Source organism: Massilia timonae (assembly GCF_001866515.1).
GTDB lineage: Bacteria > Pseudomonadota > Gammaproteobacteria > Burkholderiales > Burkholderiaceae_D > Telluria > Telluria timonae.
In genome coordinates, this window is sequence record NZ_JRYB01000001.1 from 2843254 (window position 1) to 2859683 (window position 16430).

The 16430-nt window shown below is 65.9% G+C and carries 17 protein-coding genes; 11 read left to right on the plus strand and 6 right to left on the minus strand.

The genetic code is table 11. The annotated features are described in order from the left end of the window. Positions 1 to 402: 402 nt before the first annotated feature. From LO55_RS12215 to flgA, 6 genes are all read right to left on the minus strand, one after another. Positions 403 to 1776, minus strand: a complete 1374-nt coding sequence (locus LO55_RS12215) for a chloride channel protein (RefSeq protein ID WP_071361643.1) — start codon at positions 1774 to 1776, stop codon at positions 403 to 405. Positions 1777 to 1927: 151 nt separating this feature from the next. Further along, positions 1928 to 2365 carry a hypothetical protein gene (locus LO55_RS12220; RefSeq protein ID WP_071361644.1) on the minus strand — a complete coding sequence of 146 codons (438 nt, stop codon included), beginning with the start codon at positions 2363 to 2365 and terminating at the stop codon, positions 1928 to 1930. Between the two features lie 126 nt (positions 2366 to 2491). Then, positions 2492 to 3673, minus strand: coding sequence for a GGDEF domain-containing protein (locus LO55_RS27295; protein ID WP_071361645.1), 1182 nt, complete (start codon positions 3671 to 3673; stop codon positions 2492 to 2494). Between the two features lie 118 nt (positions 3674 to 3791). Continuing rightward, on the minus strand, positions 3792 to 4262 hold the full coding sequence (locus tag LO55_RS12230) for a flagella synthesis protein FlgN (protein WP_071361646.1): 471 nt from the start codon (positions 4260 to 4262) through the stop codon (positions 3792 to 3794). 3 nt (positions 4263 to 4265) lie between these two features. Next, complete coding sequence (gene flgM / locus LO55_RS12235; protein WP_071361647.1) at positions 4266 to 4580, minus strand: flagellar biosynthesis anti-sigma factor FlgM; 315 nt, start codon at positions 4578 to 4580, stop codon at positions 4266 to 4268. A 117-nt stretch (positions 4581 to 4697) separates the two neighbouring features. After that, positions 4698 to 5399 carry a flagellar basal body P-ring formation chaperone FlgA gene (gene flgA, locus LO55_RS12240; protein ID WP_071361648.1) on the minus strand — a complete coding sequence of 234 codons (702 nt, stop codon included), beginning with the start codon at positions 5397 to 5399 and terminating at the stop codon, positions 4698 to 4700. A gap of 165 nt (positions 5400 to 5564) precedes the next feature. Here flgA and flgB point away from each other — a divergent pair, with 165 nt between their 5' ends. The 11 genes from flgB to flgL all read left to right on the plus strand — a co-directional run bounded on the left by flgB (position 5565) and on the right by flgL (position 16416). Continuing rightward, complete coding sequence (gene flgB / locus LO55_RS12245) at positions 5565 to 5981, plus strand: flagellar basal body rod protein FlgB (RefSeq protein WP_071361649.1); 417 nt, start codon at positions 5565 to 5567, stop codon at positions 5979 to 5981. Positions 5982 to 5990: 9 nt separating this feature from the next. Continuing rightward, on the plus strand, positions 5991 to 6392 hold the full coding sequence (flgC, locus tag LO55_RS12250) for a flagellar basal body rod protein FlgC (RefSeq protein ID WP_071361650.1): 402 nt from the start codon (positions 5991 to 5993) through the stop codon (positions 6390 to 6392). A 14-nt stretch (positions 6393 to 6406) separates the two neighbouring features. Further along, on the plus strand, positions 6407 to 7120 hold the full coding sequence (locus tag LO55_RS12255) for a flagellar hook assembly protein FlgD (RefSeq protein WP_071361651.1): 714 nt from the start codon (positions 6407 to 6409) through the stop codon (positions 7118 to 7120). A gap of 38 nt (positions 7121 to 7158) precedes the next feature. Continuing rightward, positions 7159 to 8694 carry a flagellar hook protein FlgE gene (locus LO55_RS12260; RefSeq protein ID WP_071361652.1) on the plus strand — a complete coding sequence of 512 codons (1536 nt, stop codon included), beginning with the start codon at positions 7159 to 7161 and terminating at the stop codon, positions 8692 to 8694. Between the two features lie 61 nt (positions 8695 to 8755). Further along, positions 8756 to 9496 carry a flagellar basal-body rod protein FlgF gene (flgF, locus tag LO55_RS12265; RefSeq protein WP_071361653.1) on the plus strand — a complete coding sequence of 247 codons (741 nt, stop codon included), beginning with the start codon at positions 8756 to 8758 and terminating at the stop codon, positions 9494 to 9496. Between the two features lie 64 nt (positions 9497 to 9560). Continuing rightward, positions 9561 to 10343 (plus strand): flagellar basal-body rod protein FlgG, encoded by a 783-nt coding sequence (gene flgG / locus LO55_RS12270; RefSeq protein WP_071361654.1) that lies wholly within the window; start codon positions 9561 to 9563, stop codon positions 10341 to 10343. Positions 10344 to 10353: 10 nt separating this feature from the next. Continuing rightward, the gene (locus LO55_RS12275; RefSeq protein ID WP_071361655.1) at positions 10354 to 11007 is read left to right on the plus strand and encodes a flagellar basal body L-ring protein FlgH; all 654 of its coding nucleotides are present in this window, start codon (positions 10354 to 10356) and stop codon (positions 11005 to 11007) included. A 15-nt stretch (positions 11008 to 11022) separates the two neighbouring features. Continuing rightward, on the plus strand, positions 11023 to 12135 hold the full coding sequence (locus tag LO55_RS12280) for a flagellar basal body P-ring protein FlgI (RefSeq protein ID WP_071361656.1): 1113 nt from the start codon (positions 11023 to 11025) through the stop codon (positions 12133 to 12135). A 15-nt stretch (positions 12136 to 12150) separates the two neighbouring features. Further along, on the plus strand, positions 12151 to 13104 hold the full coding sequence (flgJ, locus tag LO55_RS12285) for a flagellar assembly peptidoglycan hydrolase FlgJ (protein WP_005665860.1): 954 nt from the start codon (positions 12151 to 12153) through the stop codon (positions 13102 to 13104). A 90-nt stretch (positions 13105 to 13194) separates the two neighbouring features. Then, positions 13195 to 15162, plus strand: a complete 1968-nt coding sequence (gene flgK / locus LO55_RS12290; RefSeq protein ID WP_071361657.1) for a flagellar hook-associated protein FlgK — start codon at positions 13195 to 13197, stop codon at positions 15160 to 15162. A 24-nt stretch (positions 15163 to 15186) separates the two neighbouring features. After that, the gene (gene flgL / locus LO55_RS12295) at positions 15187 to 16416 is read left to right on the plus strand and encodes a flagellar hook-associated protein FlgL (RefSeq protein WP_071361658.1); all 1230 of its coding nucleotides are present in this window, start codon (positions 15187 to 15189) and stop codon (positions 16414 to 16416) included. Positions 16417 to 16430: the final 14 nt, after the last annotated feature.

Below are 16430 nucleotides of genomic sequence, written 5' to 3' on the forward strand. Positions count from 1 at the left end.
GCGCACCCTAGATATCGTGGGCCCGTCGTGACAGGGGCGGCTCCCGATGCAATGCTGCAAACGGGAAATCGATACAAATCGAAGAGTTCGGCACGAGCTTCGCCGGCATTGCCATGGGCTAAGTTGAGAGCGTTATCAATACAGGCCAACAACCTTGGCCCCACCGATTCACGGAGTTTCCATGATGCAGTGCGCAATCGTCGGGGATTCTACATGGATCGTTCTTCAACAAAACTCTCCGATTGTTTCATGGTCATAAAATGTATTCAATTGTGCATGGTGTATTTACGCAAAAATGAAACAGGATTATGAACAGATACATGTACTATACCAACTGTATTCCTTTTATGAAACATTTCCGGCCAGAATTGGTGCCATGCCGCATCGGCATTTTTTAGATCACTATCGATCATGCCGGCCGGCATCGCTGGCGTCAGCCGCGTTGTGCGTATCACGCTGCGGCCGCGGCGGCAACTGGATTGCCGCCAGTGCCCCATACAGCGGCGGGCCGAGCACGCGCGACACCGTGCTCGCCACGACCGCGCAAGCCATCAGGCTCAGCACCATGCCATGCCCGTCGACCATCTCCATGACGATGATGAAGGCCGTCAGCGGCGCCTGGGTCGCCGCAGCGAGGAAGCCCACCATTCCCAGCGCGATCAGCGCCGGCGCATGCGGATAGCCGGTCAGCACGGCGATGTCATGGCCCAGGGCGGCGCCGATCGACAGCGATGGCGCGAAAATCCCGGCCGGCACGCCCGACCAGGCGGTCAGCCAGGTGGCCACGAACTTGAACAGGGCGAATGCGACCGGCACGCTGGCTTCGTTCTCGAGCAAGCCGCGGGTCGCCTCGTTGCCGCTGCCATAGGTGGCGCCCCCGCTGACGATGCCGATGACGGCGACCACGAGGCCGCAGCCGAGGGCGAAACGCACCGGGTAGCGGGCGCGCCAGCGGCTGGGCAGGTCGGGCGACGTTCCGCGCAGGCTGGCCAGCAGCAGCCGCGCGAACAGGCCGCCGGCGAAGCCGCACACCACGGCCGCCAGCAATCCCGGCCACAGCAGGGCCAGGCCGATCGGTCCGGGGTGGATCACGCCGAAGTGGGGGCCGTTGCCGTGAACGGAAACGGCGATCAGGCCGGCCAGCACGATGCCGGCGACGATCAGGCCGCTGTTGCGCTGCTCGGGCGTGCGCGACAGCTCTTCGATCGCGAACATGATGCCCGCCAGCGGGGTGTTGAAGGCGGCGGCGATGCCGGCCGCGCCGCCCGCCACTAATAAAGAGTGCGCGCTGATGCCGCTGCGCCGCGGCAGCCAGCGCCGGGCCGACAACATCACGCCGGCCGCGATCTGCACCGACGGGCCTTCGCGCCCCAGCGACAAGCCGCCCAGCAGGCCGGCCGAGGTCAGGCCGATCTTGGCCAGGCTCAGCTTGAGCGACACGAGGAGGGGACGGCGTCCGCCCGACAGCGCGGGATCGAGCGCCGCCATCACTTGCGGGATGCCGGAGCCGCCGGCGCCGCGCACATAACGGCGCGTCACCCAGACGATGGCGGCGCAGCACAACGGCGTCCAGAGCAGCGGCGCCCACCATGCCATGTCATTGAGTTGCTGGAATCGTCCGAAGGCGGATTCGGCGAGCCAGGTGAAGGCCACCACGACCAGTCCGGCGATGGCGGCCATGCTGACCACGACGATCCGGGTGCGCCAGAGGTGGGGAGAAACGAATTCACGCCGGAAGGCGGAGCGCACATCGTGCGGAGAGGGGTCGGGCGCCATGATGGCCGGGAATTTATCGGAGCCATCATTATAAACATTTGGACGAATGTATTGCTGTTCGGCGTGCAATCAGGACGCCGAAACATGCCGTGGTATCCGCCCCGCCACATCGTTGGCGGGGCGCCACGCTGCTGGAACTGAGCTTTGTAAACTACCGCGGGCCATCCCCCGGCGTCCCCGAACTCTCGGCGCCCTCGGCCAGCCGCTCGCTGATCTTGTCATCGCTGGCACGCCCCACATAATCCTGCGTCGCCCGGTCGTAGTGGGTGCCGGGCGAGCCGCCGGTGGCCGCGCCGCCGATCGCCGACTGGCCGTTCTGCCTGTCTTCGGACTTGCCCAGCACGCCGCCGGGAATCGGCCCGGATGCATTGCCATGGCTGCTCTGCGCCGCGCCGGCCGGGCCGACGTTGCTTTCGGGCGAAGCCTTGGCGAAGTTGCTCTGGATGCCGGACTGCTGGTTGCCCGAGCCGATGCTCGAGATGCCGTTCGTATCGTCGGTCACGAAGCCCGCATAGGAATCGGCGCGGCCCTGGCGCAGGTCCTGGTCCGGATTGTCCTGCCGGGTGTCTTTCGGTTTTTTATCTTCCATGATGCTCTCCTTGGCACAGCTGACAAAATGACCAGGTGGGACCGCGGGTCATCGTTCCCAATAGGAGGGGAGAGCGCCGCCACGTAGGACTTTCCGTGCAAGCTGGTCGGTCGTGCGGGGCGGGTCCTAGCCGGCCTGGCGCGGGCGCATCGGCTGCAATTGCGGCGCCAGCGCGATCACCTTGTCGCGGCCGGCCGACTTGGCTGCGTACAGCGCGGCGTCGGCGCGCGCCAGGGTCGCCTTGAATGCCTCGTCGGCCTGGGTCGCGGTCACGCCGATGCTCAGGGTCAGCGGGGCTTGTCCGGCATGGCGCTCCAGGGTGGCGGCCAGCTGGCGCAGCTCGGCCTGCAGCTTTTCGCCCACCGTGCAGGCCTGGGCCAGGGTGGTGTCGGGCAACAGCACCGCGAACTCGTCGCCGCCCAGGCGCGCCATGCAGTCGGCCGCGCGCAGCGAGGCGCGGGCGCGTTCGGCCACCAGCTGCAGGGCGACGTCGCCGGCCTCGTGGCCGCCGCCGTCGTTGATTTCCTTGAAATGGTCGAGGTCGATCAGCATCAGGGCCAGCGGCTGGCCGTTGCGCCGGCTGCGCCCCAGCTCGCGCTCGGCGATGTCGAAGAAGGCCTTGCGCGACCAGGCGCCGGTCAGGTGGTCGTGGTTGGCGACGTACTCGGCCTGCTGCAGGATGTAGCGGTGCATGGTCAACAGGCCGCCCAGCGTCAGCGCCGGCAGCGCCAGCGCGGCGGCGGTCAGGATCGCCAGGCTGGCGCTGCTCGGCTGCAGCAGCGAATCTGGCGGTTCGGCCGCCAGCAGCAGCCAGGCCATGCGCACGGCGTGGCCGGCCACGACCAGGCCGCACATGAGCAGTACGAAGCGTTGCACCTTGTTCAGGGCAGCGGGCGCCAGCACGCTGCGCGCGATGTCCACGCAGACGGCGGCCTGGAACAGCGAGGCGACGGCGCTGCGCGCGGCGAAGGAATCGAAGCGGTAGTGAAATAGCGCGATCAAGAGGCCGACCGCGCCCACCAGCAGCGCCAGCGGCCCGAGGCGCGCCGGCAGGCCGGCCAGCTGGCGGTAGCCGGCCGCCAGCGCGGCGCCGGCGCCGGCATAGGCCATGTTCGCCACTTCATAGGCCAGCAGCGGCGGCAGTTCGCGCCCGAAGGCGTACAGCAGATTGCCCACCAGGCCCAGCACGGCCGAGGCCAGCATGGCGCGCATGCCCCGCACGTTCTCCGATCCGGCGGCCAGCAGGGCCAGGAAGACGAGAAAGCAGAGCAGCGAAGCGATCAGGAAAATCTGCTGGGTGGCGAGCATGTGACAGGCCTGTGCGCGGTGACGCAATAGAAGGAGCAACGGGATGGACCGGTATTATGCCCCCTTAATTGCCAGGCGGAATTCTTATTGCGCTCGGTTAGCGCCACCAACTGCGGGATTACCCGACAACGTACCGCTTCGATGCCCCCAGCCCCACGGTCTGGCCGCTGGCGCCGTAGATCGCGCCGGTCGGCGCATTGGTGGGGGTGCGCAGGGCGTTGAGCACGCCCTGGTTGTGCGCCAGTTGCTTGCTGATCAGCATGCCATTGACGCGGTTGAGTTCTTTTGCTTCGCGGGCCACGTCCAGCATGCGTTCCCATTGTTCCCGCGCGCCGCCATCGTCGCTGGCGGCCAGCCATGGACCCATGCCCGCTTCCGATCCCTCGCATCCGGCTGCCCGCAGCGCTGCGTGGCGCTGTTGCGACAGGCTCGACAGGCTGGCCAGCAGGGCGTTCTTCTGCGTGGTCAGGCTGGACAGTTCGTCGGCGTCGAGCGCGACCAGGGATTGCTGTTCCTGTTTCATCAATGCCACGAGGGCGTCGAGGTGCTGGTGTTCGGCTGCAATGGTCTGGGTCGGGCTCGGAGTCATGGTTTAGCGTTGTCTTGAATGGAGCAAGTCGCGTACGGTTTCTAGCAAGCCGTCCGCCACTTTCTCGGAGTTGACTTGGAACTGGCCATCGGCGATGGCCATCTTGATGCGTTCGACCTTCTTCGCGTCGAACACCTGCGCGCCGCCGCCCACCGCATTGGCCATCGCCTGGCCCTGCGAGGACAGCCGCACGCTGTCGGTCTGCGCCTGGGTCGTCGGCGCCGTCGTTGCGGCCTTGTCGGCGCCACGCGCGGTATTCGTCTGCGCGGTCGCCGGTTGGAGGCCGGGGTTGCCCTTGAGCGTATCGTTGATTTTCACAGCATCATCCTTCTCGGTTCGAAGCTACAAGCTCCGGGATCTGCTTGATGTAACGGCTGCGCCTTTACAAACTTTAGCGATCAATCACGATTTCGATGCCGCGAAAATCACATTTCTTTATAGAACTATTTCCACCATGCCGCCGTTGCGCGCCAGGCCGCTGACGACGGTGCCGGACTGGGTGCGCACCTGCACCACCTGGCCGTCGCTGGCGTTGTTGATCGCCTTCGCCTCGCTCGTCACGGAGAAGTTCGAACCGCGCGACACCAGTCGTACCGCCTGGCCCTGCTTGATCACCTGCTGCGCGCGCAAGGTGTCCGTGCGCAGCGCGGTGCCGGCCGGCAGCGAGATGGTCGGGGTGCGGCCGATCGCCTGCGCGATGTCGGTGATGATGCCGTTCGGCATGGCGGCGATATCGGCCTTCACCAGCACCAGCTGGCTTGCGTCCAGCGGCTGGCCCTGGGCCAGCGGCACGGCGGCGGCGACGTAGTCGGCCACCACGCTCACCTGCGCCTGCAGGTACAGCGACCAGGACGGGGCGGCGCAGCGCACGCCCACCGTGGTCTTGCCCCAGGGGCGGGCGCCGGGTTGCAGGAAGGCTTCCGGCGCCGGGCAGGCCGGCAGGCTCAGACGTGGGTCGACGCCGCCCACCTTCACCGTCACCTGGCCCGGCAGGCCGGCGCTCTGGGTCTTCAGGAACTGTTCGGCGACCGCGCGCACGCTTTCCGCCTTCTGGCGCCCGGCGCCGGATGTCTGTTGCGCCTGCGCGCCGCCGAACACGAGGGCGAGCAGCGAAAAGGCGACAAGTTGCTGTTTCATGGAGATTCCAGTTGATGGGAGATCGGAATGCTGCCATCTTAGGTCGAATGATTCCGTAGCGAAACATTGAATAACGGGGGATTTTTACCTCCTACTCCGTCGATTGGCCGGCAAGCCGGGTCCGTATCATCGCTTCTGTCCCAACAAGCCACCCTCGGAGGCAGCATGATCGGCAATCTCGACAACTACCTGCGTTTCAATGAAACCGCACTGTCCCTGCGCTCGCAGCGCCAGGAACTGCTGGCGTCGAACATCGCCAACGCCGACACGCCCAACTACAAGGCGCGCGACATCGACTTCGCCAGCGCCCTGCAGAATGCGATGGCAGGCGGCAAGAACGCCGGCGCGATGAACACCACCAATAACGGCCACATCCCGCGCGGCGCCGCTACCGGCGACACCCTGGCGAATGGCACCCCGGTGCTGTACCGCGGCGTGGTGCAGGGCAGCGTCGACGGCAATACCGTCGACATGGACGTCGAGCGCAACCAGTTCGCCGACAACGCGCTGCGCTACGAGGCCGGGATCATGATGATCAACAGCCAGCTGAAGGGCCTGATGACGGCGCTGCAGAGCCAATAAGGACTGACCATGTCGCTATTTAATATCTTCAATGTGTCGGGCTCGGCGATGAGCGCCCAGGCCCAGCGCCTGAACACCACCGCCAGCAACCTGGCCAATGCCGACAGCGCCACCTCGCCCACCGGCGAAGCCTACCGCGCCAAGGCGGTCGTGTTCGAGTCGGTGCCGACCGCCTCGGGCGCCACCGGCGTGCGCGTGCGCGAAGTGGTCGAAGACCCGTCGCCGCTCAAGCAGGTCTACGATCCCAAGCATCCGATGGCCGACGACAAGGGCTATGTATCGATGCCCAACGTGAATGTGGTCGACGAGATGGTGAACATGCTGTCCGCCTCGCGCTCCTACCAGACCAACGTCGAAACCATGAACGCAGCCAAGACCATGCTGCTCAAGACCCTGACCATCGGCCAATAACCTTCTTATCTACCATGACCAGCCCGATCAGCACCCAGAGCGCCACCTCGAATATTTCCGACCTGCAGACGGCAATGAACGCCAAGGCCAAGACCGAGACCGACAGCGTCCAGGCCGACACCGACAAGTTCATGACCCTGCTCGTCACCCAGCTGCAGAACCAGGATCCGTTGAACCCGATGGACAATGCGCAGATGACCAGCCAGCTGGCCCAGCTGCAGACGGTGACCGGCGTGAACAAGCTGAACACGACCCTGGAATCGCTCAAGTCGAGCTACCAGTCGACCGAGTCGCTGCAGGCGACCCAGCTGATCGGCTCCGGCGTGCTGGTCGAAGGCGACGGCATCCTGCTGCAAAAGAGCCAGGCGATCCTGGGCGTGGAGCTGGAAACCCCGGCCGACAAGGTGCAGATCGTCATCAGCGACGCCAGCGGCAAGGACGTCGCTTCGCTGGAAATGGGCGCGCAGGAAGCGGGCATCATCCCGATCGCCTGGGACGGCGTGCCCGACCCGAACAATCTCGATGCCGACGGCAAGCCGGTCGTGCTGGCGGACGGTTCGTATTCCTTCCGCGTGGTGGCCACCCGCGGCGGCGAGACGCTCACGGATGCCAAGGCGCTGGCCTTCGACAGCGTCGCCAGCGTCACCACTGGCGGCAAGGATGGCGTCAAGCTCAACCTGCCGGGCAAGGGCGCCGTGACCCTGGCCGACATCAAACAAGTCATGTAAGCAAGCCGCTTACCTTTACCTCATTCAGGAGTATTACCATGTCTTTCCAACAAGGCTTGAGCGGCTTGAACGGCGCCGCCAAATCGCTTGACGTCATCGGCAACAATATCGCCAACGCCAGCACGGTCGGCTTCAAGGGGTCGACCACCCAGTTCGCCGACGTCTACGCCAATGCGCTCAACGGCGCCGGCGGCACCCAGGCCGGCATCGGCGTGAAGGTCGCGGCCATCGCCCAGCAATTCAACCAGGGCAATATCGAAACCTCGGGCAACCCGCTCGACATCGCCATCAACGGCGCCGGCTTCTTCCGCATCGAGCAGGCCGGCGTGGTCCAGTATTCGCGCAATGGCCAGTTCTCGCTCGACAAGAACGGCTATGTCGTCAACGCCCAGGGCGCCAAGCTGACCGGCTACGGCCTGGGAACGAACGGCCAGCTGGCCGCCGGCGCCCCGGTGCCGATCCAGATCGACACCTCGGACCAGCCGCCGAAGGTCACTTCGAACATCTTCGCCGAGATCCAGCTCGATTCGCGCTCGCAGCCGCCGGCCAACAAGCCGTTCAATCCGGACGATCCGACCACGTATAACAAGCAGAGCCCGCTGAGCACGTACGACACGCTGGGCAATCCGCATACCCTGTCGCTGTATTACGTGAAGACCGAGGCGGGCACCTGGGACGTGTACACCAGCATGGACGGCAGCGAAACCAACGCCCTGAACGTGGCCGGCGTCACCCTGACCGACGCCGAGACGGTCGCGGCGCGCGCGGCCTGGGACAATGCCGCCACGGCGGACAAGGCCGGCGCGATCGGCGACTATGCCGAAACGGCGGCCCAGACCGTGCTGGACAAGGCGCTCGAAGCCTACCAGGCAGCCGGCCTCGAGATGAGCCAGGACGACCGCGACGCCATCGCGGCCGCCGCCAACACCGCCGCCGCCGTGCCGGGCTCGACGCCGGAGCAGGTCGACGCCGCCATCCTGAAGGCGCTGAAAGTGCCGAGCGCGAAGCTGGGCACCCTGAACTTCGACACCAACGGCGCGCTGAACATGGCGACCAGCGGCACCGGCCCCGGCTTCAACGGCAAGTTCTCGGCTTCGCTGCCGGTCGTGCCGTCCACCGGCGCCGAGCTGCAGATCCCGGTGACCTTCGACTTCGCCAAGAGCACCCAGTACGGCAACGCCACCAGCGAGAAGCGCCTGGACCAGGACGGCTACAAGCCGGGCGCCCTGCAGCGCTTCACCACCGGCGCCGACGGCGTGATCCTGGGCCAGTACAGCAATGGCCAGACCAAGGCGCTGGGCCAGGTGATCCTGGCCAACTTCACCAATCCGAACGGGCTGGAGCCGCTGGGTAACAACGCCTGGGCCGAATCGGCCCAGTCGGGCACTCCGCTGATCGGCACCGCCGGCACCGGCGGCATGGGCGTGCTGCAGTCGGGTTCGGTCGAAGCCTCGAGCGTCGACCTGACCGCCGAGCTGGTCAACATGATCACCGCGCAGCGCGTGTACCAGGCGAATGCGCAGACCATCAAGACCCAGGACTCGGTGCTGCAGACGCTGGTGAACCTGCGCTAACGATCATGCCGGCGGTGCTTGAACGCACCGTCGCATTTCCGCACTACTTAAGGACCACGACATGGACCGCCTGATCTACACCGCCGCCTCCGGCGCCAAGCACATCCTCGAACAGCAGGCCACGACCTCGAACAACCTGGCCAACGTCAGCACCACGGGCTTCCGGGCCCAGCTCGACGTGTTCCGTTCGGCGCCGGTGCAGGGCCCGGGCCTGCCGACGCGCGCCTTCGTGGTCGACTCGACCGCCGGCAACGACTTCTCGTCGGGCGCGCTGCAGGTCACGGGCCGCGACCTGGACGTGGCGGTGAAGGGGCAGGGCTGGCTGGCGGTGCAGATGCCGGACGGCACCGAGGCGTATACCCGCAACGGTTCGCTGCAGATGAGCCCGAACGGCGTGCTGACCACGGCGTCCGGCCAGACCATCGCCGGCGAGGGCGGCCCGATCACGATCCCGCCCGACGCCACCGTGACGATCGGCGGCGACGGCACCATCTCGACCATTTCCAACGTCGACTCGCCGGCCGCGCCGGCCGTGCTGGGCCGCCTGAAGCTGGTCAATCCGCCCGAGGGCGACCTGGTGCGCGGCGACGACGGCCTGTTCCGCCTGAAGGATGGCGGCAACGCCCAGCTCGACCCCACGGTGCAGGTGGCCGGCGGCGCGCTCGAGGGCAGCAACGTCAATCCGGTCGATTGCATGGTCGATATGATCTCCCTGGCAAGGTCGTTCGACACGCAAATGAGCCTGTTGAAGAACGCCGAGAATAACGCCGCAAAAGCGACCCAGATCCTCGCTTTGAATTGATAGTTGCCCCGGCATAATTCTATTGTGCGTGGCGGTGTTCGCCTGCCACCAATAGGAGAATGCCATGATTCGTTCGCTGTACATCGCCAAGACCGGTCTGGAAGCCCAGCAGACCAACCTGGACGTCATTTCGAACAACCTCGCCAACGTCAGCACCAACGGCTTCAAGAAGTCGCGCGCCGTGTTCGAGGACCTGCTGTACCAGAACGTGCGCCAGCCCGGCGCCCAGTCGTCGCAGCAGACCAACCTGCCATCGGGCCTGCAGATCGGCACCGGTGTGCGCACCGTCGCCACCGAGCGCATCCACACCCAGGGTAACCCCCAGCTGACCGGCAACGACAAGGACGTCATGGTCAACGGTCCCGGCTACTTCCCGGTCCTGATGCCGGACGGCACCCAGGCGTATACCCGCGACGGCTCCTTCCAGAAAGACCAGAACGGCCAGCTCGTCACCTCGAGCGGCTTCGTGGTCCAGCCGGCGATCACCGTGCCGGTGAACGCCGAATCGATCAGCGTCGGCCGCGACGGCACCGTGTCGGTCAAGATCGCCGGCGAAGCCGCGATGACCCAGATTGGCGCCCTGCAACTGGCCACCTTCATCAACCCCGCCGGCCTCGAGTCGCGCGGCGAGAACCTGTACGTCGAAACCACCGCTTCCGGTGCGCCGAACCTCAACGTGCCGGGCACCAATGGCGCAGGCAACCTGATGCAAGGGTATGTCGAAGCGTCGAACGTCAACGTGGTCGAAGAAATGGTCGCCATGATCCAGACCCAGCGCGCCTACGAGATCAACAGCAAGGCGATCACGACTTCCGACCAGATGCTCCAGAAACTGTCGCAGCTCTAATCCAGTCATCATGAAAACCCTGTCTTTGTCCTTCCTCGCCGCGGTGGCGCTGCTTGCCGGTTGCAACACCGCGCCGACCACCATCGTGCAAGGCCCGACCAGCGCCCGTCCGATGCTGGTCGACACTGCCCCAGCCACCGACGGCGCCATCTTCAACGTCAACAGCTACCGCCCGATGTTCGAAGACCGCCGCGCGCGCCACATCGGCGACCTCTTGACCGTGAACATCAGCGAGCGCACCAGCGCCACCAAGACCGGCGCCAGCTCGGGCAACAAGACCGGCAGCGCCAGCTTCACGGCGCCTGGCGTGATCGCTGGCGTCATCGGCGCCGGCGTCGACCTCGAGTCGGGCACCAAGTATGCCGACGGCGACAACCAGAGCGCCTCGAACAACTTCAGCGGCACCATCGGCGTGACCGTCACCGAAGTGCTGCCCAACGGTAACCTGATCGTGGCCGGCGAAAAGCAGGTCGCGATGAACAAGGGCACCGAGTTCATTCGTTTCTCGGGCATGGTCAGCCCGGACACGATCCAGGCCGGCAATACGGTCTCGTCGGCGGTGATCGCCGATGCGCGGGTCGAGTACCGCACCAACAGCCGTCTCGACCGCGCCGAGGTGACCTCGATGCTGTCGCGCTTCTTCCTGTCGATGCTGCCGTTCTAATTTAAAGAGTCATTCATGCGTAAGATCACCGTCTTCATGCTGCTCGCCGCCGCGCTTGCGGGGACTGCTCCAGTGGCCCAGGCCGAGCGCCTGAAGGACCTGGCGACCATCGCCGGCGTGCGCCAGAACCAGTTGTCCGGCTACGGCATCGTCGTGGGCCTGGACGGCACCGGCGACCAGACCACGCAAACCCCGTTCACCGTGCAGTCGATCAAGGCGATGCTGCAGCAGAAGGGCATCAACCTGCCGGCCGGCGTCCAGCTGCAACTGAAGAACGTGGCGGCCGTGATGGTCACCACCTCGCTGCCGGCCTTCGCCCAGCCGGGCCAGACGCTGGACATCACCGTGTCGTCGATCGGCAACGCGAAAAGCCTGCGCGGCGGCACCTTGCTGATGGCGCCGCTGCACGGCGCCGACGGCCAGGTGTACGCGATGGCCCAGGGCAGCCTGGTGGTCGGCGGCGTCGGCGCGCAAGCCCCGGGCGGCGGCGCCCAGGTGCAGGTCAACCACCTGTCGGTGGGCCGCATCTCGGGCGGCGCGACCGTCGAGCGCGCGGTGGCCTCGAACCTCGGCGCGGACAACCAGATCCGCCTGGAACTGAAAGAAACCGACTTCGCCACCGCGGCGCGCGTGGTCGAAGCCGTCAACGACCAGTTCGGTCCCGGCGTCGCGACGGCGCTGGACGGCCGCGTGGTGCGCGTGCGCACCCCGTCGTCGAGCGACCAGCGCGTGGCCTTCCTGGGCCAGCTGGAGCAGATCGACGTCAAGCAGCCGCTGGCCTCGGCCAAGGTGATCATGAACGCGCGCACCGGTTCGGTGGTGATGAACCAGGCCGTGATGCTGGAAAACTGCGCGATCTCGCACGGCAACCTGTCGGTGACGATCGGCGCCGACACGCAGGTGAGCCAGCCGAATCCGGGCACCCTGGGCGCCACCGTCGTGACCCAGAATCCGACCGTCGAGATCAAGAAGGAACCGGGCCAGGTGCTCAACGTCAAGGGCGGCGCTTCGCTGGCCGAAGTGGTGAAGGCGATGAATTCGATCGGCGCCACCCCGCAAGACCTGCTGGCCATCCTGCAGGCGTTGAAGGCGTCCGGTTCGCTGCGCGCCGAACTTGAAATCATCTAATTCATTGAGCCACGCATGATCGCCTCGCGCCTCTCCAACGACCAGACCGCCAAGCTCGCGCTCGACACCAACAGCCTCAACGGCTTGCGGCAGAGCGCGAAGGATGGCTCGCCGGCCGCCCTCAAGGAAGCGGCGACCCAGTTCGAGGCGATGTTCATCAATATGATGATGAAGAGCATGCGCGACGCCACGCCGCAGGAAGGTCTGATGGACAACCAGCAGACCAAGACCTTCACCACCATGCTCGACCAGCAGATGAGCCAGAACCTGGCCAAGCGCGGCGTCGGCCTGGCCGACGTGCTGGTGCGCCAGCTGAGCTCGCAGCAGATGGGCCAGCAGGCGCTGGCGATCGGCGCCGACGGCGTGAGCGCGGGCGCAAGCACCGGCATGGGCACGCGCGGCCTGCCGGGCGCGATGAATGGCGCCGCCATGTACCAGAACAGCGCCGGCACGGAAGGCGCCGGCAAGGCGCCGGCGCTGCCGGCCACGCTCGAGAATGGCCGCACCCAGGCGCCGCACGTGCGCGCCTTCCAGGAAAAGCTGCACGAGCACGCCCACGCGGCCGAGCAGAGCACCGGCATCCCGGCCAAGTTCATGCTGGGCCAGGCCGCGCTCGAGACCGGCTGGGGCAAGCGCATGATCAAGAATGCCGACGGCACCAGCAGCAACAACCTGTTCGGCATCAAGGCCGGTCCGAGCTGGAAGGGCAAGGTCGCCACCGCCGTGACGACCGAGTACGTGAACGGCAAGCCGCAGACGAAAGTGGAGAAATTCCGCGCCTACGATTCGCCCGCCGATTCGTTCCGCGACTACGCCAGGCTGATCGCCAACAACCCGCGTTACGAAAAAGTCATCGCCAGCGGCGGCGACGCCGAAGCCTTCGCCAAGGGCCTGCAGCGCGCCGGCTATGCGACCGACCCGAATTACGCGGCCAAGCTGACCCGATTGATCAAGAACTCGCTGGCCTGAAGCGCCGGCCCAGAAAAATGTCGTTACAAATGACCGTCAAGTTTTTCCAAAAGCTGCCGTAGACGGACTTGTTAAAGAGAGAAAAAAGTCATGAGTAGCCTTCTCGCCATCGGTAAGACCGGCCTGTACGCAGCCCAGGCGGCCCTGTCCACCACCGGCCACAACATCACCAACGCCAACGTGGCCGGCTACAGCCGCCAGGTGGTGGTGCAGGCCACCGCGGCCGCCCTGAACACCGGCGTCGGCTTCATGGGCACCGGCACCCAGATCGCGCAGATCAAGCGCTACAGCGACGACTTTTTGAACACGCAAGTGCGCAACGCCCAGGCCGGCAGCAGCGGCCTGGAATCGTATTATTCGCAGATCAAGCAGATCGACAACCTGCTGGCCGACACCACGTCGGGCCTGACCCCGGCGACGCAGAGTTTCTTCAAGGGCGTGCAGGACATGGCCGCCAACCGCGCCTCGGTGCCGTCGCGCCAGGCCATGCTGTCGAACGCCGAATCGCTGGCCACGCGCCTGAACGGCCTGGATGCGCGCCTGGGCGAGATCCGCGAGGGCGTCAATTCCGAGATCGAATCGAGCGTCACCGCGATCAACACCTATGCCCAGCAGATCGCCAAGCTCAACGAGCAGATCGGCAACTATGCCTCGTCGCCCCAGCGTCCGCCGAACGACTTGCTGGACCAGCGCGACCAGCTGGTGCTCGAACTGAACAAATATGTCAAAGCCACCGTGCTGCCGGGCGATAACAACAGCCTGACGGTTTCGATCGGCAATGGCCAGCCGCTGGTCGTGGGCCAGGATTCCTTCCAGCTGGCGACGATGCAGTCGCCGACCGACCTGACGCGCCTGGAAGTGGGCTACCAGGTCGGCAACAAGGTGTCGGTGCTGCCCGACGGCGCGCTGCCGGGCGGTAAGCTGGGCGGCGTGCTCGATTTCCGCAGCAACACGCTGGACAAGGCCCAGAGCCAGCTCGGCAAGATCGCGATCGGCCTGGCCTTCGAGTTCAACCGCCAGCACGAGCTGGGCCTGGACCAGAACGGCGAGCCGGGCAAGGCCTTCTTCAACGAAGCGCCGGCCTACGTCGGCAAGAGCGTCAACAGCTCGCCGCTGAGCACGTCGGAACTGACGGCCAAGGTCGTCGATCCGTCCAAGCTGACCGACAACGACTACGAGGTCAAGTTCTCCGAGGGCCGCTACCACGTGCTCAGCCTGCCGGACCGCACCTCGGTCGGGTCGGTCGAGCCCGATGCCGACGGCAACGCCACCTTCGAGGTCGGCGGCGTGGAGATGACCTTCTCGAAGAGCGCGCGCGAGGGCGACACCTTCCTGGTGCGCCCGACCATCAACGGCGCGGCCGACTTCAAGGTGCTGGCCACCGACGTGTCGCAGATCGCGGCCGCGGCCCCGGTCCTGAGCAATGAACCGTCGACCAATACCGGCAGCGGCAAGATCAGCGAGATCAAGGTCGACAGCGAGTTCCTGGACACGCCGCCGGCGCTGCCGATCACGCTCACCTTCAACAAAGGCGCCGATGGCGCGGCCGACACGCTGACCGGTTTCCCGGCCGGCGAGACCGTCTACAAGGTCGACGACAAGGGCAACAAGACGCCGATCACCGGCGACGTCGTGTTCGAGAACGGCGCCACTTACAGCTTCGGCGGCATCAGCGTGACCATGACCGGCGCCCCGGGCGGCGGCGACAAGTTCGAGATCGCCGACAACAGCAGCGGCGTGGGCGACACCCGCAACATCGCGGCGCTGGGCGAGCTGCAGACCAAGAACATCTTCAACGGCGGCACCGCGACCATCCAGTCGTCGTACGCCCAGATGGTGAGCGAAGTCGGCAACAAGACGCGCGAAGTCCAGATCAATGCCTCGGCCAACAATGCCCTGCTGGCGCAGGCGCAGGGCGCCCAGGCCGACGTCGCCGGCGTCAACCTGGACGAGGAAGCCACCAACCTGATCAAGTACCAGCAGGCCTACCAGGCGGCCAGCAAGGTGATGCAGATCGCCGGCACGATCTTCGATTCGCTGCTGTCGATCGGCCGCTAACGCCTGACCCGAGCAAGGACCACCATGCGCATCAGTACCCTGAACCTCTACAACACTTCGACCAACCAGCTCAACAACCTGCAGTCGGCGCTGGCGCGCACGCAGATGCAGCTGTCGACCGACCGCCGCCTGTTGACCCCGGCCGACGATCCGGTGGCGTCGGCGCGCGCGCTCGAGGTGACCCAGTCGCAAAACATCAACGCCCAGTTCGCGACCAATCGCAGCAGCGCCAAGTCGGCGATGGGCTTCACCGAATCGGCGCTGCAGAACGCCGGCGACCTGCTGCAGGAAATCCAGGAACTGGCGGTGGAGGGCGGCAATGGCATCATGCTGCAGAGCGACCGCGAAAAGCTGGCCACCGAGCTCGAAGGCCGCCTGGCCGACCTGCTGGGCGTGGCCAATACCGCCGACGGCGCGGGCGGCTACCTGTTCTCGGGTTTCAAGACCACCACCCAGCCGTTCACGGCGACGCCGACCGGCGCCGCCTACCAGGGCGACTCGGGCGTGCGCCAGCTGCAGGTGAGCGAATCGCGCAAGGTGCCGCTGTCGGCGTCGGGCAGCGCCGTGTTCGAAGCGATCCCGACCGGCAATGGCACGTTCCAGACCCAGGCCGCCAGCGGCAACACCGGTTCCGCCATCATCTCGTCCGGCTCGGTGGTCAACCGTCCGGCGCTCGACAGCAGCAAATATGAGATCGAGTTCGGCATGAGCGCGGACGAGCCGCCGGCGCCGACCTATACCGTGTACAACACCAGCACCGATCCGCGCACCGCCTTGCCGGACCAGCAAGACCTGCCGTACAAGGAAGGCCAGCAGATCGCCTTCGGCGGCATGGCGATGGACATCAAGGGCGTGCCGGCGGCCGGCGACAAGTTCACCGTCGAGCCGAGCCAGAAGCAGTCGGTGTTCACCACCGTGACCGACCTGATCAAGACGCTGCGCATGCCGGGCGACGGCGCGACCGGCAAGGCGGCCCTGACCAACCAGCTGAACACGGCGATCGACAACCTCAAGAACGCCCACGACAACGTGCTGACCGTGCAGGCGTCGGTCGGCGCCCACATGAACGAGCTGGACTACCTGGACAGCGCCGGTTCCGACCTCGATATCCAGTACGCGACCACGCTGGACGACCTGCAGGGCCTGGACACGGTCAAGGCGATCTCGGACTTCTCCCAGCAACAGCTGACGCTGCAGGCGGCGCAGATGTCGTTCAAGACGATGTCGGGGCTGTCGCTGTTCAACGTCCTTTGATTAACGCCTGGTGA

What these genes read in the sequence shown, in the direction of transcription:
- LO55_RS12255 (WP_071361651.1), top strand. Translation starts at nt 6,407, where the DNA reads ATGACCAGCCCGATCAGCACCCAGAGCGCCACCTCGAATATTTCCGAC.
- LO55_RS12260 (WP_071361652.1), top strand. Translation starts at nt 7,159, where the DNA reads ATGTCTTTCCAACAAGGCTTGAGCGGCTTGAACGGCGCCGCCAAATCG.
- flgA (WP_071361648.1), bottom strand. Translation starts at nt 5,399, where the DNA reads ATGAAACAGCAACTTGTCGCCTTTTCGCTGCTCGCCCTCGTGTTCGGC.
- flgG (WP_071361654.1), top strand. Translation starts at nt 9,561, where the DNA reads ATGATTCGTTCGCTGTACATCGCCAAGACCGGTCTGGAAGCCCAGCAG.
- LO55_RS12220 (WP_071361644.1), bottom strand. Translation starts at nt 2,365, where the DNA reads ATGGAAGATAAAAAACCGAAAGACACCCGGCAGGACAATCCGGACCAG.
- LO55_RS12215 (WP_071361643.1), bottom strand. Translation starts at nt 1,776, where the DNA reads ATGGCGCCCGACCCCTCTCCGCACGATGTGCGCTCCGCCTTCCGGCGT.
- flgC (WP_071361650.1), top strand. Translation starts at nt 5,991, where the DNA reads ATGTCGCTATTTAATATCTTCAATGTGTCGGGCTCGGCGATGAGCGCC.
- LO55_RS12230 (WP_071361646.1), bottom strand. Translation starts at nt 4,262, where the DNA reads ATGACTCCGAGCCCGACCCAGACCATTGCAGCCGAACACCAGCACCTC.
- flgF (WP_071361653.1), top strand. Translation starts at nt 8,756, where the DNA reads ATGGACCGCCTGATCTACACCGCCGCCTCCGGCGCCAAGCACATCCTC.
- LO55_RS27295 (WP_071361645.1), bottom strand. Translation starts at nt 3,673, where the DNA reads ATGCTCGCCACCCAGCAGATTTTCCTGATCGCTTCGCTGCTCTGCTTT.
- LO55_RS12275 (WP_071361655.1), top strand. Translation starts at nt 10,354, where the DNA reads ATGAAAACCCTGTCTTTGTCCTTCCTCGCCGCGGTGGCGCTGCTTGCC.
- flgJ (WP_005665860.1), top strand. Translation starts at nt 12,151, where the DNA reads ATGATCGCCTCGCGCCTCTCCAACGACCAGACCGCCAAGCTCGCGCTC.
- flgK (WP_071361657.1), top strand. Translation starts at nt 13,195, where the DNA reads ATGAGTAGCCTTCTCGCCATCGGTAAGACCGGCCTGTACGCAGCCCAG.
- flgB (WP_071361649.1), top strand. Translation starts at nt 5,565, where the DNA reads ATGATCGGCAATCTCGACAACTACCTGCGTTTCAATGAAACCGCACTG.
- LO55_RS12280 (WP_071361656.1), top strand. Translation starts at nt 11,023, where the DNA reads ATGCGTAAGATCACCGTCTTCATGCTGCTCGCCGCCGCGCTTGCGGGG.
- flgL (WP_071361658.1), top strand. Translation starts at nt 15,187, where the DNA reads ATGCGCATCAGTACCCTGAACCTCTACAACACTTCGACCAACCAGCTC.